Source organism: Gilliamella sp. Fer1-1, from assembly GCF_001690825.1.
GTDB lineage: Bacteria > Pseudomonadota > Gammaproteobacteria > Enterobacterales > Orbaceae > Gilliamella > Gilliamella apicola_C.
In genome coordinates this window covers 1-15,563 of the sequence record NZ_LZGX01000114.1, presented here as the reverse complement: position 1 = coordinate 15,563, position 15,563 = coordinate 1, and the positions used below count along the sequence as shown (strand labels likewise).

The 15,563-nt window shown below is 33.2% G+C and carries 15 protein-coding genes; 4 read left to right on the top strand and 11 right to left on the bottom strand.

The genetic code is table 11. The features are described 5' to 3' along the window. From lptA to yccX, 3 genes are all read right to left on the bottom strand, one after another. Complete coding sequence (lptA, locus tag A9G28_RS12700; protein ID WP_081297864.1) at nucleotides 1-543, bottom strand: lipopolysaccharide transport periplasmic protein LptA; 543 nt, start codon at nucleotides 541-543, stop codon at nucleotides 1-3. Between the two features lie 3 nt (nucleotides 544-546). Continuing rightward, complete coding sequence (gene lptC / locus A9G28_RS12695) at nucleotides 547-1,110, bottom strand: LPS export ABC transporter periplasmic protein LptC (protein WP_065567757.1); 564 nt, start codon at nucleotides 1,108-1,110, stop codon at nucleotides 547-549. An 81-nt stretch (nucleotides 1,111-1,191) separates the two neighbouring features. Then, nucleotides 1,192-1,470, bottom strand: a complete 279-nt coding sequence (yccX, locus tag A9G28_RS12690; RefSeq protein ID WP_141674757.1) for an acylphosphatase — start codon at nucleotides 1,468-1,470, stop codon at nucleotides 1,192-1,194. Between the two features lie 380 nt (nucleotides 1,471-1,850). Between yccX and A9G28_RS12685 the strand changes: the two genes are divergently transcribed. Continuing rightward, nucleotides 1,851-2,093: a hypothetical protein gene (locus tag A9G28_RS12685; protein WP_065567758.1), complete on the top strand. Its 243-nt coding sequence runs from the start codon at nucleotides 1,851-1,853 to the stop codon at nucleotides 2,091-2,093. A gap of 252 nt (nucleotides 2,094-2,345) precedes the next feature. Next, nucleotides 2,346-2,852, top strand: coding sequence for a CHAP domain-containing protein (locus A9G28_RS12680; RefSeq protein ID WP_218057016.1), 507 nt, complete (start codon nucleotides 2,346-2,348; stop codon nucleotides 2,850-2,852). A 91-nt stretch (nucleotides 2,853-2,943) separates the two neighbouring features. Here A9G28_RS12680 and A9G28_RS12675 read toward each other — a convergent pair whose 3' ends face one another. The 5 genes from A9G28_RS12675 to manD form a co-directional block, all read right to left on the bottom strand. Then, nucleotides 2,944-3,627 (bottom strand): GntR family transcriptional regulator, encoded by a 684-nt coding sequence (locus A9G28_RS12675; protein WP_065580904.1) that lies wholly within the window; start codon nucleotides 3,625-3,627, stop codon nucleotides 2,944-2,946. A gap of 200 nt (nucleotides 3,628-3,827) precedes the next feature. Further along, the gene (locus A9G28_RS12670) at nucleotides 3,828-5,309 is read right to left on the bottom strand and encodes a mannitol dehydrogenase family protein (protein WP_065580903.1); all 1,482 of its coding nucleotides are present in this window, start codon (nucleotides 5,307-5,309) and stop codon (nucleotides 3,828-3,830) included. Nucleotides 5,310-5,335: 26 nt separating this feature from the next. Beyond that, nucleotides 5,336-6,682 (bottom strand): MFS transporter, encoded by a 1,347-nt coding sequence (locus A9G28_RS12665; protein ID WP_065580902.1) that lies wholly within the window; start codon nucleotides 6,680-6,682, stop codon nucleotides 5,336-5,338. A 62-nt stretch (nucleotides 6,683-6,744) separates the two neighbouring features. Next, nucleotides 6,745-7,761: a Zn-dependent oxidoreductase gene (locus tag A9G28_RS12660; RefSeq protein WP_065580901.1), complete on the bottom strand. Its 1,017-nt coding sequence runs from the start codon at nucleotides 7,759-7,761 to the stop codon at nucleotides 6,745-6,747. A gap of 16 nt (nucleotides 7,762-7,777) precedes the next feature. Beyond that, nucleotides 7,778-8,992 (bottom strand): D-mannonate dehydratase ManD, encoded by a 1,215-nt coding sequence (manD, locus tag A9G28_RS12655; protein ID WP_065567764.1) that lies wholly within the window; start codon nucleotides 8,990-8,992, stop codon nucleotides 7,778-7,780. Between the two features lie 292 nt (nucleotides 8,993-9,284). Here manD and A9G28_RS12650 point away from each other — a divergent pair, with 292 nt between their 5' ends. After that, complete coding sequence (locus A9G28_RS12650; RefSeq protein WP_065567786.1) at nucleotides 9,285-9,854, top strand: anthranilate synthase component II; 570 nt, start codon at nucleotides 9,285-9,287, stop codon at nucleotides 9,852-9,854. Between the two features lie 8 nt (nucleotides 9,855-9,862). After that, nucleotides 9,863-11,617 (top strand): aminodeoxychorismate synthase component I, encoded by a 1,755-nt coding sequence (pabB, locus tag A9G28_RS12645; RefSeq protein WP_065580900.1) that lies wholly within the window; start codon nucleotides 9,863-9,865, stop codon nucleotides 11,615-11,617. Between the two features lie 43 nt (nucleotides 11,618-11,660). On the opposite strand, the gene A9G28_RS12640 is transcribed toward pabB, so the two are convergent. From A9G28_RS12640 to A9G28_RS12630, 3 genes are read right to left on the bottom strand one after another with little or no spacing between them, the layout of a single operon-like run. Further along, nucleotides 11,661-12,245 (bottom strand): PqiC family protein, encoded by a 585-nt coding sequence (locus A9G28_RS12640; RefSeq protein WP_065567766.1) that lies wholly within the window; start codon nucleotides 12,243-12,245, stop codon nucleotides 11,661-11,663. Continuing rightward, nucleotides 12,245-13,882, bottom strand: coding sequence for an intermembrane transport protein PqiB (gene pqiB, locus A9G28_RS12635; RefSeq protein ID WP_065567767.1), 1,638 nt, complete (start codon nucleotides 13,880-13,882; stop codon nucleotides 12,245-12,247). The genes A9G28_RS12640 and pqiB overlap by 1 nt, the downstream gene beginning before the upstream one ends. Nucleotides 13,883-13,892: 10 nt before the next feature. Then, nucleotides 13,893-15,143: a PqiA/YebS family transporter subunit gene (locus tag A9G28_RS12630; RefSeq protein WP_081301592.1), complete on the bottom strand. Its 1,251-nt coding sequence runs from the start codon at nucleotides 15,141-15,143 to the stop codon at nucleotides 13,893-13,895. Nucleotides 15,144-15,563 lie beyond the last annotated feature (420 nt).

Here is a 15,563-nt window from a genome sequence, read left to right as displayed (position 1 = left end):
TTATTTGTTCATCTCTTTAACTTGGCTTGGGATGATAGTGCTTTTTACCCGTCTATTTTTACCTGGTTGAGCAAATATTTGCTGTTTTTTAATATCATAAGTAATCAGATCACTAACAATATGATTATCTTGTTGAAATAATTCGGCATGACCTTGTAGCACAATATTATTTTGTTTTACATTATAAATTACTTGCGCTGACTGTCCTGTTACGATCTTATTTTTTTTCGGTAAAATTTGCTTATAACTTACAGGATTACCATAAGCCGTGATTTTTTGTTTTTCTGCGTTTTGCATATCAGTGATTACAACTTTATCAGCTTTTATCGTTAACCCATCTTGAACAATAACAACGTTACCAATAAATGTAATCGTATTATTTTCAATGTCAATCTGCTGATTATCTGCATCAATCGCAACAGGTTTGTTATCGGCAAAAATTTTTGAATTTTCTGATTGCGTAATGGATTCATTTGCAAAACTACTTAAAGAGATAGGTAGCAATAAAATTAATGAAAAAACAACTTGTTTTAGCGAACTCATATTTTATTTTGCCTCAGTATTATAATATGTTTTTACATTTTCAAGTATATTAGCTGTTTTTGCATGTAAATCCCCAGCTAATCCAACACCTGTTGAATAAAATCCCACTCCATTAATAATGACAGGATCTTTTGATGTCACTATCTGTGAAGTTAAATCAACCACTGCATTATCTGTTTTTACTTGTTTTAATTGGGCTTCTTGTGTCAAATTATCTAACTGCACATCAGTATAAAGGTAAAGAAGTTTATCATTAGTCAGCTCTGCTTTCTTCGCTTTTATATGCCATGTAGCGACATGATTTTGATCATAAAGAGTCAAATTAGGCAAATCAAATGCTGTCTTACCGGCATCATCAAAATATCTAACATTGCTTGATTCGATTTTATATACAAGTTCGCCAGATAAATCGTAAATATCTGTTAACATGTCATCACTTTGATAAATCGGCTTATCTGATGTATTTTTAGCTGATTGACTTATTGCCTCATCTCCTTTTTGATAATTGTAATAAACACCAATAACAATGACGAGAAGTAAAAAACAGATCAGATTTTTTTTATTCATAACATATGTTAATCACATTAATAAGAAATTATTATTTCAAATGCCCAAAATTTTATTTATTTTACTTTATTTTTTATTAAATTAATATCGCACATTGAAAGAAGTTAAATCGTTTTGTGGCTTTAACTCAACTATATTGACAAGTGAAATGCTTGCTGATGCAGGACCGCCACTTTCAATCCATTTTATTAATTTGCTTATTTGTAAATTATCACCTTGAGCTATAATCTCAACATCACCATTATCTAAATTTTGAACATAACCAACTAAATTCAGTTTTTGGGCTTGCTGATAAGTAAAAAAACGAAATCCTACACCTTGCACACGACCGTTAACATTTATTTTAACTTTCTTAATCATTTTGCAACCCCATTTTATTATAATTCAAATATATTTATCTTAATGATGAAATACTAATTTAGATTGAAAATACAGAACATAATTTTTTATCATGGTTAAATAGCTTATATAAAAATAAATACTATAGTTAAATGTTAGATTAATTAATAATCTAACAATTATTAAGTTTTTACTTATCGACTAAATTTTAGTTTTTTAACAAAATAAACAATAATAAATAATTAAAACAATGGAAATAAATATGTTATTAAAATATAAAAAAAGTTTTTTTACTTTAACTATTATCAGTATTAAGCTACTATACACTTAATTCATGTGCTTTTGCTAATGTTGAAATTGATAAACAGAAAATTAGCAAAGTTTTTGATGAATTTAATAGTGTGAAAGTCTATTATAATGGTAGCATCAATAATGTAAGTGGAAGAAATATTGCTAAAGACGGCTATAACTTAGGTCTGAAATATCAATGTGTTGAATTTATCAAACGCTATTATTATCAACGCTTCAATCACAAAATGCCCAATAGCTATGGGCATGCAAAAGAGTTCTTTGACCCTTCGATCGTTGATGGAAAATGGATAATAGAAGGTTTTGGCGTTTTAGGTTATTTACATAAAATGTAATATATTAATATTATATAAAATAACATCATTTTCAAATACATGACTTAATAACAATACGTTAATAAGCCTGTCACAATCGATGGGTATTACTTTATTTTTTAATAAAAAAGAAAGATAGTTATAAAAACATAATAGGAAAAATAAATTCTTATAATGAGAAATATAATATTATTCAAATACAAAAAAACATTATTCTTTGTCATTTTATCAATACTTACTTATTACGTTTTTTACACATATGTTTACCCTGATATGCAAGTTGATAAAGAAAAAATAGGCAAAGTTGTTGATCAATTCAATGGTGTTGATGTTTATTATAATGGTAGTACTGGTAATGTTAGTGGTCGTAATCTAACTAAAGATGGCTATAACTTAGGCCAAAAGTACCAATGCGTTGAATTTATTAAACGTTATTATTATCAACGTTTTAATCACAAAATGCCAGATAGTTATGGTCATGCTAAAAATTACTTCGATGAATCAATTCCTGATGGTCAGCTTAATCCTAAACGTAATTTATTACAATTTCATAATGGTTCGCCAACTAAACCACAAGTTGAAGATATTATTGTTTTTGGTTGGTCAAGATATGGTCATGTTGCCATTATTAGCAAAGTTAGCGATAACGAAATTGAAATTATTCAACAAAACCCTGGTCCCAACAAAAGCAGTCGTGCAACTTATCCATTAATTTTTAATAAGGGATTATGGAAAGTAGATAGTTTCCGTATTTTAGGTTATTTACGTAAAAATAAATAATTGCCTGCACCAGAGTAAACTACAACAAAAAAAAACAAATGGCATAGTTACAGAAAATATTCAAAATAATAATTCAGATTTTTAATCAAGATTAATCAACAAACCATTCATTCTTCTGTTTTGATACTATTTTTATAGTCTCCAAAATAGCCGATAAATGTTCATGTAGAGCAATTGCGGCAAGTTCTGGATCATGCTTTTTCAAAGCTATCAGAATTTTTTCATGTTGTTTAACCAGATCATCGGGTGACGAAATTTCTTCCAACGAAAGAAATCTAACTCTATCCATCATTGCCTTAATATTTTCAACACTTTCCCATGCTAACTGGCAATCTATCACATTCATTAGAATTTGATGAAATTCATCGTCTTTTTCAAGAAAATAATGAAAGTTTTTTTGTTTATTCGCCTCTTTTTGCTCCTCAAGATTTTTTTGCAACAATAAAATATGCAAATCGTTAATTTCTATCGCCGCTCGCCTAATAATTGCACATTCAATCGCATCTCGAATAAATTGTCCATCAATGACTTTCTTAATAGAGATTTTAGTTACAAATGTTCCTCGCTGAGGTAAAATTTGGACCAATCCTGCTTCTGCTAGCTTAATAAATGCTTCTCGAACTGGCTGTCTAGAAACATTAAACTGGCTAGAAATTTCTTTTTCTGAGAGTAAAACACCAGGTAATATCTGACAGGTAATAATAGCTTTTCTTAATTTGCGGTAGATTTGCTGATTAACGGGTTCAGAAGTATTTAAGTCGATAGGTGTAAACATATACCATTCTTATGTTAAGAAAAATAAAAACAAGAATAGTAGGTGATTTTTAAATAGAAGAAAAGCTTTTTTGATAGACAATTACCAATAATCACCAATAAAAAGTTATCTGGGCTAAACGAAAAATGAAAAGTGTAATTGCTCTTACGAGCAATTACACTTTTTTTCTTATTAATTATGTTAGTTGTGTTAGTAATGATTTAGTAAATTCTTTCTAATTGTTTAACCGACTGTTTAGCGCCAATATCCCGTAAAGACAAATAAGCTTTAGTGACCTTTTCAACAAAACATGGATTGTTAGGCAAATCATCACCAAATACTTGTGATAATGACAATAATGATTTTACTCGCTCTTGATTATCATTGCTATTTGCCACTAATTCTTTCAACTTATCAGCCATTGGATCACTTACCTCAATTGCCTTACCTGCATCGTCTACGCCACTGACATATCGCATCCAAGCAGCTACACCTAATGCTAAACAATCAAACTGTGTACCATTTTTTAAATGGAAACGAATGGAATCAAGCATCCGTTGCGGTAATTTTAATGTACCATCCATGGCGATTTGCCAAGTCCGATGTTTTAAACCCGTGTTACGATAACGATCAAGTAAACAATCAGCATAAGCTTGTAAATCCACACCTTTGACACGTAGCGTTGTTGCTTGTTCATTAATCATCAAATGCCTTGCAGCTTTAACATAACTAGGATCTTGCATACATTCATCAATATGTAAATAACCCGCTAAATATCCTAAATAAGCAAGAAACGAGTGGCTACCATTTAACATTCTTAATTTCATTTCTTCATATGGTAATACATCAGTTACTAGCTCAGCGCCAGCTTTTTGCCAATCAGGGCGGCCTGCAACAAAATTATCTTCAATCACCCATTGCTTAAAAGGCTCGCCAGCCACACCAGCTGGATCTTCGATACCTCCTAGTTGTTTTTTTATTTTTTCCATGGTTTCTGGTGTCACTGCTGGCACAATGCGATCAACCATAGTTGATGGAAAGGTAACATTATCATCGATCCAACTAGCTAAATTTGGATCACGCTGTTTGGCTAGCGCTAAAACAACGTTTCGTGTCACATGGCCGTTTTCTGGCATATTATCACAAGACATAACAGTAAACGGTTTTAGACCTTTTTCTTTACGCATTCGCAATGCTTCAACAATCACTCCTGGTAATGTTTTTGGGGTAGCCGGATTGTCAATATCGTGCTTAATAAGCGGGTTATTTAGATCAATTGATGCTGTTGAAGGTAAATAACAATAACCCTTTTCAGTGACTGTTATTGAAACAATTGCTATTTCTGGGCGTGTCATTACTTCTAATACTTTGGCAATGCCATCTATATCTGCATGTAATGCTTCTTTAACAACACCAACAACACGAGTAGACCAGTTGTCATATGACATTTCACAAACACTAAATAGATAATCTTGTTCTTTTAAATCGGCTATTTGTTTTTCACCACCAATTAAATTAACTTCACAATATCCCCAATTACAACCATGTTTAGTTGCTACAATATCGGTAAACACAGCTTGGTGAGCACGGTGAAATGCGCCAAATCCAAGATGAACCATTTTGGTTTTAAGATTGTTTCTATCATAACTTGGTATAACTACTTTTTCAGGTAGTTGTGATAAAGTTTGGTTTGATAATCTCATTATTTTTCCTTCAATATCTTAAATTATTATGCGGCATCATTTAAATCAGATAAATTACGATCTTTTACTTCTGGCATAAAAATCGCAGATACCAAGCCGATACAAGAGTAAACAATAATCATAACTACAATTGGCCACCAATCGTTTACAACCTGACAGAAAATACCCGCCAACATAGGTCCAAAACCAACAGCGATAAGACCTCCTGCTTCTTTAGATATAGCCATTTGAGTAAAGCGATTACGAGCGCCAAACATTTCAGCCATGGTGATATTTTCTAGTGCAAATAATCCTAATACTGCAACATTGTGAATAACAATTAAACATAACATTATGGTACTGACCGAATAATTTTTATCAACAATAATAGATAACATTGGATAAGCAAGAATAATTGCAGATACTGTCAAAAAAATATAAGGAATTCGTCGGCCAATTTTGTCAGATAACCATCCTAAAAAAGGAATAGAAGCAAATCCCACAATAGAACTAATCATTAATGCATCTGTCGGTATACTTTTTTCAAATAATAAAGCCTGCACTAAATAACCAGCTAAAAAAGTTTGAATTAGCCCCGAATTTCCCGCCTGTCCAAAACGTAACCCTGTTGCAAGCCAAAATGATCTACTTTTTATCATTTCAACTAATGAAATAGGTTTAATTAGTTGTTTATCATTAACTGAGTGAGTATTTGCATCATTAACATTATCAAATACAGGGCTTTCTTTTAAATTCATTCGAAGCCATATAGCAAAGATCATAACAAGTGCACTAGCAAGAAAAGGAACTCGCCATCCCCATAAAATTAATTGTTCTTTATCTAAAAAGAAAAACATAATAGCCCAAATCGCAGTAGCGCTGAGTGTTCCGCAGTTTGTGCCCATTGCCACTAAAGAAGAAATGATTCCTCTTTTTCCCTTAGGAGCATATTCTGCAAGCATAGTGCCTGCACCAGAGATTTCAGCACCTGCACCCAAACCTTGAACAATACGCAAAATCACCAACATTAAAGGAGCCAAAATACCGACTTGAGTATAAGTCGGTAATACGCCAATTAATGTTGTGCAAATTCCCATCATAGTGATGGTTATAAATAAAACTTTTTTTCTCCCAATGGTATCTCCCAATCGCCCAAAAATAAAGGCACCAACGATACGGGCAATATATCCTGCACCATAGGTTCCCATTGCTAAGATTAGAGCCATAATTGCCGATTGCTCGGGAAAAAATATTTCATGAAATACGAGTGCAGCACCTAAAGAATACAATTGAAAATCCATAAATTCTAATGCTGTTCCAAGCCATCCTGAAACAGCTGCTTTAACTAAATCCGAAGCATTTCTTTCACATTTATTATTTCCTATATTACCCATATTTTACTCGCTTTATAATTTTGTATATAAAAAGGTCATTTATAAAACCGTTTTAAAAATCACTAACTAAAGGTTAGTAATACCTTGCAACACTGTTTTTGATCTTTTTCAAAAGTCTCAATAGCCTGAATAACTTTTATATAATCAAATCTGTGAGTAATTAATTTTTGCGGATCAATTAATTTTTCTTTTAGCCAATCAATTACAACTGGAAATTTTTTAGCATTTAATCGAGAAGAAAAAATAGATAACTCTTTACTTGTAATACTTTGCTGAGTTATCGGGCAGGCTTCACTTGAAAATCCCATAATCAAGATTCTTGCTGCTGGTGATGCAATAGTAATTGCTTCTTGTAAAATAGATGGATGACAGGCAGCATCAATAATAACTGTTGGTTTAATACTAAGCCTATCAAGTTCGTCTTTTAAAGATAAAGAGGTGTTGTTTATTACTCTATCAGCACCACTAATTTTTGCCATATTTAAACGCTCGTCAATCCGATCTACAACAATGACTTCTTTAACGTTATACACCCCTTTAAGGGCTTGAACTGATGTTAACCCCATCGGCCCTGCACCATAAATTAAAGCCACGTCATTTTCTGTTGGTTTTAAATGAGCGGTTACATTTGCTGCAATAGTAAATGGCTCAATCATCACAGCTGATTCATCACTGATTTCATCAGGTATAGTGTAAGCATTTTGACTTGGCACAACAGCATATTGGCTAAAGCCTCCATCACGATGCACACCCAATACAGTTAAAGATTCACACACATTAGGGCGACCTACTGAGCATGGATAACAATGCCCACAGCTAATAACGGGATCAACAGAGACCCTCTCCCCAATCCTTGCAATATCGACATTTTCACCGACATCATCAATAATTCCAAAAAATTCATGTCCTATGACTCTTGGGTATTTAGCAAACGGGTTATGTCCCCTATATATGTGGCTATCAGAACCACAAATTCCTGCCAATTTTACTTTTACTCTAACTTCACCTTTTGCTGGTTGAGGAACTTCTCGTTCCTCTATTATCAAGTCATTAGGTTGTTTGACTACAATGCTTTTCATATAAACTCCTATTAATTTACCAATTCCACAAAGTACCATCTTCTAAGCGTGCAATTGGTAAATAAGCTGGGTTGTAAGGGTATTTTTCGGCAAGTTTTTCATCAAAATCAATGCCCAATCCTGGTTTGTCACTTGGGTGCATATAGCCATCATTAAAGGTCCAATTTGGTGAAAATACCTCTAACATTTGCTCTGAATAGCCCATAAATTCTTGTACTCCAAAGTTAGGTACCCACAGATCAAAATGTAGTGCTGCCGCATGACAAATTGGTGATAAATCAGACGGTCCGTGAGATCCTGTTCTTACTTGATAAAGCGCGGCAAAATCAGCAATACGGCGCATATGAGTAATACCGCCTGCATGAGTAATTGTGGTTCGAATGTAATCAATTAATTGTTCTTGTATAAGTTGCTTACAATCCCATATGCTGTTAAATACTTCACCGACCGCAATGGGGGTGACAGTATGTTGACGAATTAAACGGAAGCATTCTTGGTTTTCGGCAGGGGTTGGATCTTCCATCCAAAATAGGCGGTAATCTTCTATACTTTTTCCAAAACGAGCTGCTTCAATAGGAGTTAGGCGATGATGCATGTCATGTAGTAAATGCTCATTAAAACCAAATTTACTCCGTACGGCTTCAAACAGTTTAGGCATAAAATCAAGATATTTTTCTGTTGCCCAGCACTGTTCTTCTGGGTAGTTTCCACGTGTTGCGGGTTCGTAAGCTAGGTTTTTTCCTTTACTTTGACCATAAGTCGTTTTCATACCCGGTATACCACATTGAACACGAATCGCTTTGAAACCCATTTCTTGATGCTTAGCATAATCATCTAATGCTTCATCAATACTTGCGCCTGTAGTATGGCAATAAACCATTACACCAGTACGAGATGCGCCACCTAATAATTGGTAAAGTGGCATATTGGCTAATTTACCTTTAATATCCCAAAGCGCCATATCTATTGCCGAAATAGCGGACATCGTTACTGGCCCACGGCGCCAATAAGCACCTTTATAAAAATATTGAAAGATATCTTCGATTTGATGTGGATCTCGCCCAATAAGTTGTGGGCAAAGGTGATCTTTAAGATAAGATGCTACGGCTAATTCACGTCCATTAAGTGTGGCATCACCAACACCATAAACGCCTTCATCGGTTGTTATTTTTAATGTAACAAAATTTCTTCCTGGGCTGCATACAAAAACTTCTGCTTTAACAATTTTCATTTAAGACCTCGTTTATAATTCTATGACATAAAAATATCACCATAAATACTACCATACAAGTAGATTTGTACATTTTTTGTGAAATTTATCACAAAAAAATGGCTTTTTGTTAAAACATTTCAGGAAATATTATGTTTATGTATAAAACACCGAAAGATAAAGGTGGTAAAATTAGTAATCGTCTCTTCTTTTAAGTACGTTAGCGATATAATAGGATCTTTTATGACTGGATTTTAACGGCTACCCGTTCCAGTTTTTAAACCAATATGCTTTATAATTAGTGGGTTATATTTTGATATTATTAATAGATAATTATGATTCTTTTACATTTAATATTCACAATTATCTGTGCCAAGTTGGCGCAAAAGTTAAAGTCATTAAAAATGATGAAATGACAATTGAACAAGTAAAAGCGCTTACCATTTCTAAAATTATTATTTCCCCGGGTCCTGGCGCACCAATTAATGCAGGAATATCACTTGCAGTTATTGCTGAGTTTTCTCATATTTGCCCGATACTGGGAATTTGTTTAGGACATCAAGCGATAGCTCAATATTATGGTCACCACATTATTAAAGCGCCAATACCTATGCATGGTAAAATTGATGAAATAACTCATGATGGCCTAGGGATATTCAAAGGAATTCAATCCCCGCTTTCGGTTGTTCGCTATCATTCATTGATTGTTTGTGATAGTTTTTTACCAGAAGATCCGCAGTTAGTTGTAACGGCGAGAAATCATGATGGGTTGATTATGGGATTGCGCCACAAAACATTACCCATTGAATCCGTCCAATTTCATCCTGAAGCCATTAAAACCGAATCCGGTTTACAAATGATTAATAATTTTGTCCATAAGTAATATTTAAAATGAAAATTTATATCGATTTTGAAGGTGAGCGTAAATATTTTTGTAATCCTATCAAAGTGTTAGTATCACATGATTGTTCTTCAATTAAGCAACAACTTGATGAGGTTGAAAAGTTTACTCAACAAGGTTATTTTGCTGTTGGTTACCTTGCCTATGAAAGTGCAATGGGATTAAATAGTGCAAACCAAACCAAAAATAGTCATGATTTTAATCAAGATTTACCCCTTCTTTTATTTGGAATTTTTGATGATGTTACTGTCCTTAAGCAACCAGAAATCAGTGATTATACGCCCCCAAATTTTGATTTAATCAGTGACACCGCATTTGATGAATATCAGCAAAAAATAGCTTATATTAAATCACAAATTGAATTAGGCAATACTTACCAGACTAATTACACTATTCAATTTACTGCACCCTTTAATGAAAGCGCTATTGATTATTACCACTTTCTACAAAAAAATAATCAGGCAGATTATTGTGCTTATCTTGAGTTTGACGATTATTATATTTTATCAATTTCGCCAGAATTATTTTTCAAGTTAGACAATAAAGTTATTACCACTAAACCAATGAAAGGAACAACAGGGCGTGGCTTAAATAACCAGCAAGATAAACAGCAATTAGATTTATTATTTTCAGAAAAAAATCAAGCCGAAAATATGATGATTGTCGATTTATTGCGTAATGATTTAAGTAAAATTGCAAAGCCTGGCTCTGTCACAGTGCCTCAATTGTTTGAGGCTGAAAAATATCCCACTGTTTGGCAGTTGACGTCAACAATTCAAGGTGAATTGAAAGACGATGCCAATTTATATCAAATTTTTCAGGCGCTATTTCCTTGTGGTTCAATTACTGGCGCACCAAAAACCAGTACTATGCAAATTATTGCAGACAGTGAAAACACACCTCGTGGCATTTACTGCGGAACAATTGGTTATATTGAGCCGTATATGAATAAAGCCATATTTAATATTCCAATTCGTACCTTAACTGTGCATAATCAACAGATGTGCTATGGCGTTGGTGGGGGTATCACGTGGGATTCAACATCACAAGACGAATATAACGAGATCTTAGCGAAAACAGCCATTTTAAATCGTACTACTGCTATCCCAAAATATATTATTGAATCGTTGTTGCTTGAAAAAGGACAATTGTTATTATTAGATGAACATTTAAGCAGGCTTGCTCAATCAGCTGATTATTTTGATTTTAACTGTGATATTCATGCAATTAAGTTGCAACTGATTAAGTTAGCAAACTCATCACCAAAAGCATGTTATAAAGTGAGAATCTTACAGCAAAAAGATGGGCATTACACGATTAGTAAAGATATCATTAACACGCCGATGAGCATTAATGAAATCCGATTAGCGCCACAGTGTGTTCATACGCAAAATGTGTATTTGTATCATAAGACATCAAATCGTGAGCACTTTCCAGATTTAGCAGTTGGGAAAGAGTGTATTAATTTTAATCAACACAATGAAGTAACTGAATTTGTCAATGGAAATTTGGCATTGCGACTTAATGGTCAATGGTTTACGCCTAAAAAAGAATCGGGGTTACTTGCTGGTACCATGCGGCAATTTTACTTAAATCACAATCGGTTGTTAGAAAAAACAATTGTAAAAGCTGATCTATTAAATGCTGATAAAATTGCTTTTATCAATAGTGTTCGTAAATGGGTAGAAATTGATGATGTTGTGTTTAGCCAGTTTAAGTTGCGATTAAGAAAAAATCATATTTAAGTGTAGAGATTCCGCCAGCTTACTGACGGAATTTGAATAAACACTATTGTTTTATTGAGTTTGCAAAGTCTAGCTCTTCATCATGCCATCCTTTTGATAGTGCTTTAACTAAAGCGTCATACCCATTGGTTGCTAAAGGGACATGGCGCTCAAATGGTTTAGTTTCAATATTATTTTTACTGTCAGTAACAACCCATCGCCCTTTTATTACCGCATCGCCCGTATAGCTACCATGGAAGCCATCAATAAATAATTTTATCGTTAATATTGGCGTTGTAATTGATCGGCTGGATACAACATAATTAGGCAACAAAGCGGTTAAATCTTGCGTTAATCGCTCTTCAAGTTGTTGAGATAAAGTTGATGCCCATAGATGATTCGCTGCCGTTTCATATTTGATATCGTCTGTTTGCAATACAATGCCTGGGTTATTTAAAAAGCTTGCCACATCAACCGATTCAATCCAAATAAAATGATTAGTGATTTTCATATTTTTTGACACTGGGCTGAGTGGATTACTTGTTAGCTGAAAATAACTTTTACTTGGGCTACCAGCCGAGCAACCCACTAATATAGCAAACAATGGCATAAATATGACTATAAGTAACTTTTTATCTATTTTGTTCATTATTTTTTACCTTTTGCTTTAGGTTCTTGATCCTTTTTCGTCGGAGCAGAAAAAATCAGTGCATTACTTTTATTATTGAGCGTATTAAGTAACGGGGTAAGTTCATCCATCATGTGTTGAACTTTTTGTAAGCTTTCTTTCATTTGATTATTTAGTTCAGATCCTGGTTGTAGCCCTTTCATTGTTTCATTTAGTGAACGTAATGTTTTTTGCAGATCTTTTGGCATATTCTGCATTTCTTTACTCGCCATAATTCGATTTAATGAATTCATTAGTTTTTCACTGGTAGCCAATGATTTATTAAACTGTGATACGGTGTTGTTCAGTGGTAAGTTATTAAAATTATCTAATAGCTGAATAATTTTTGCTTGAATTTGTGCAATTCCTGTCGACGTTGTTTCAATGGTATCGTAACCAAACTGTTGCGCTAATTTTGGATCATATTTATTTTTTAAGTCAGGGTAAAAATCAAGATCTATATATAATGCGCCTGTGAACATGTTGGAAGTTTTTAATGAAGCTCTTAAGCCATTTTGTTGTTCTCTGATGATCAATGCCGCAATGTCAATTTTTTCATCAACAAGTTCTGATAAACGATCGGGTTCAATTCTAATTAATATTGGAACTCTTTTATTTAAAATCGATGATTGTTTTAACATTTCAGCGGTATAAAATGGCACTTTCGAAACTGTTCCTAGCCTAATTCCGTGATATTCAACGGGTACCCCTTCTGATAAGCCTGAAATGGAATCGGAAAGCATAATAAGAAATTCTTTGTATTCAGTATATTGTGAATCTTGGATAGATTTTTTGTCTTCGTATAATGTATAAACTGAATTTTGTTCAGCTGGCGCACCTAATTTTGAACCTTCAGGCAAATCAAAACTGATTCCACCAGACATTAAGACATCTAAAGAAGGGACATCTAAGCTGGCGCCTCGAGATGAGAGAGTTAAGTTAATTCCGCCTTCTTTCCAGAACCGCACATTTTGTGTTACTAATACATCGTAAGGTTTGGTAATAAAAATTTGGTACTTCATTTTACGTGATTCAACATCAAATTCTGACGTTTCAACATTACCTACACGATAACCATGAAACATGACAGATGCGCCTCTAGGAATTACCCCATTTTGATCGCTTTCTAAATTTAGACGAATTCCTTTAATGCTTGGATCGGACAACGGAGGGGCATCAGACAGGACAAAAGGTTTATGTTGAAAACTGTGGGTATCATTTCCAGCAACGAGTTCTATATAAACACCCGATAAAATCGTGCCAAGTCCAGTTACGCCATCTCGACCAATTTCTGGCTTCACAACCCAAAAAATAGAGTCATTTTTTAGTAGCGGATCCATATCATTATAAATACGCCCTTTTATTACTACTTGCGTGTAGTCGTCAGATAGAGTTACTTCATCGACGATACCGACATCAACGCTACGGTTTTTAATAACCGTTTTCCCAGCAACAATGCCATTGGCGTCTTTTGCAAGCAATGTAAACGATGTTCCTCTATCGGCAAAATGCGCATAGATTATCCAAAGACCAACAATTGCAGTAACAATGGGAATGATCCATATTGCTGAAATAGCTCTAATTTTAATTATTTTTGCTAATTTACTTGATGTTGTCATATTGTTCCTATTAATCTATTTTTTTATTTTGCGGTAGATCCCAAATTAAACGAGGATCAAATTTTTGTGATGCAATCATTGTAATAATCACAACAGTTGCAAAAAATGTAACGCCAATATCAGGATAAACACCCATCATTTGTTGATTTCTAACTAAAGAACAAATAACAGAAACCACAAATATATCTATCATTGACCATTTACCAATAAATTCAACTGCTGTATATAATTTTTTCATTTTCAAGCAATTATGATTATTTTTTCGTTTTACAGCCAGTGCAAAATAACAAAGCCAGCTTAGTGAAATAATTTTTAAGATGGGAATAGCGACACTGGCAATAAAAATAACAAGTGCAACAGGCACATCGCCTGCTTGCCACATATAAATGACACCATCCATAATGGTTGAACTTGATGGCGAACCAAATACAACAGTTATCATTATGCCGAATAAATTAGCGGGAATGTAAAGAATCAATGAAGTAACCAATAAAGCAATAGTCCATTGTATCTTATCGCGTTCTCTGATTTTGCTTTTTTGTTTGCATCGAGGACATTTTATATAATGCTTAGGTAATATCGCCTCACAGCAACTGCATAATTTCAAATTTTGACAAATTCCCGTTTTACCAGCTTGTAATATACCTTGAGCAAAATTATTACGGTGAATTTCATTCCAAATAGTTTCCGGAGAAAAAATTACTAAAGACTTTATATAAAAAAAGACAAACAGGCAAAATGCCCAAAATGTACTTGTGACGCCAATACTGCCATAACTCATGAGTTTAACAAAACTCACTAAAATTCCAGTAAGAAATATTTCAGGCATACACCAGTGTTGAAACTTTTCATAAACAATAAGTAGATCGCGTTTACGATATTTTGTTAAGGGTAATTTTGAACAAAGCAAAATAATAATTAATAAATTTAATATAGGAAAGAGTAAAACAAATAAGATAAAAAGTGCTGAAATATAACGATATTTATCAAAAAAAAGGGTTTTAGGAATATCTAATAGGCTAATACCAATAAAATTACCCACAATACGAATATCAATAAAAAGAAAGCCACATCCTACAATAATCATAATTAATGAACAGGCTGCATACATAGCTGCATTAAATTTCATATTGCTATTATTTTTAGCTAACGTGGTATTACAACGAGGGCAAACAGCTTTATGCCCTACCGCTATATTAGATAATTCTATGACCAAATCACAGTGTGAGCATAAAACATAATGTTGTTTATCAATGGTCATTATTTCCCTTTATTCGATATTTATTTTTTAACCTGTAAAATATGTTAAATCGATATAACCTTTAAGTATAAAAGCCAATGAATTATTTTAAATTATTGGCGGTGGAATAATTACTTTCGTAAATAAAGAGGATTAAACCCTCTGCTCCGCTAATGATATCAAATGGTGTTTTGTTATGAAAGCATTAGCAAATTAAATTAATCAAATTCAATGATGAAATAATTTACGCCTTTTATGTGCATTTAAGCAACCACTATGCGTTTAAAATTGTTCAAATAGTATATATCGTAAAATTAACCGCCTAATTCAATAAATTTAATCTTGAATCTCAATATTTCATCACCATTTGTTAGTTTCAATTATGACATCAAATGAATTATTTATAAAAAAATTGTGAAGCAGTTCTCATGATTAACTAAA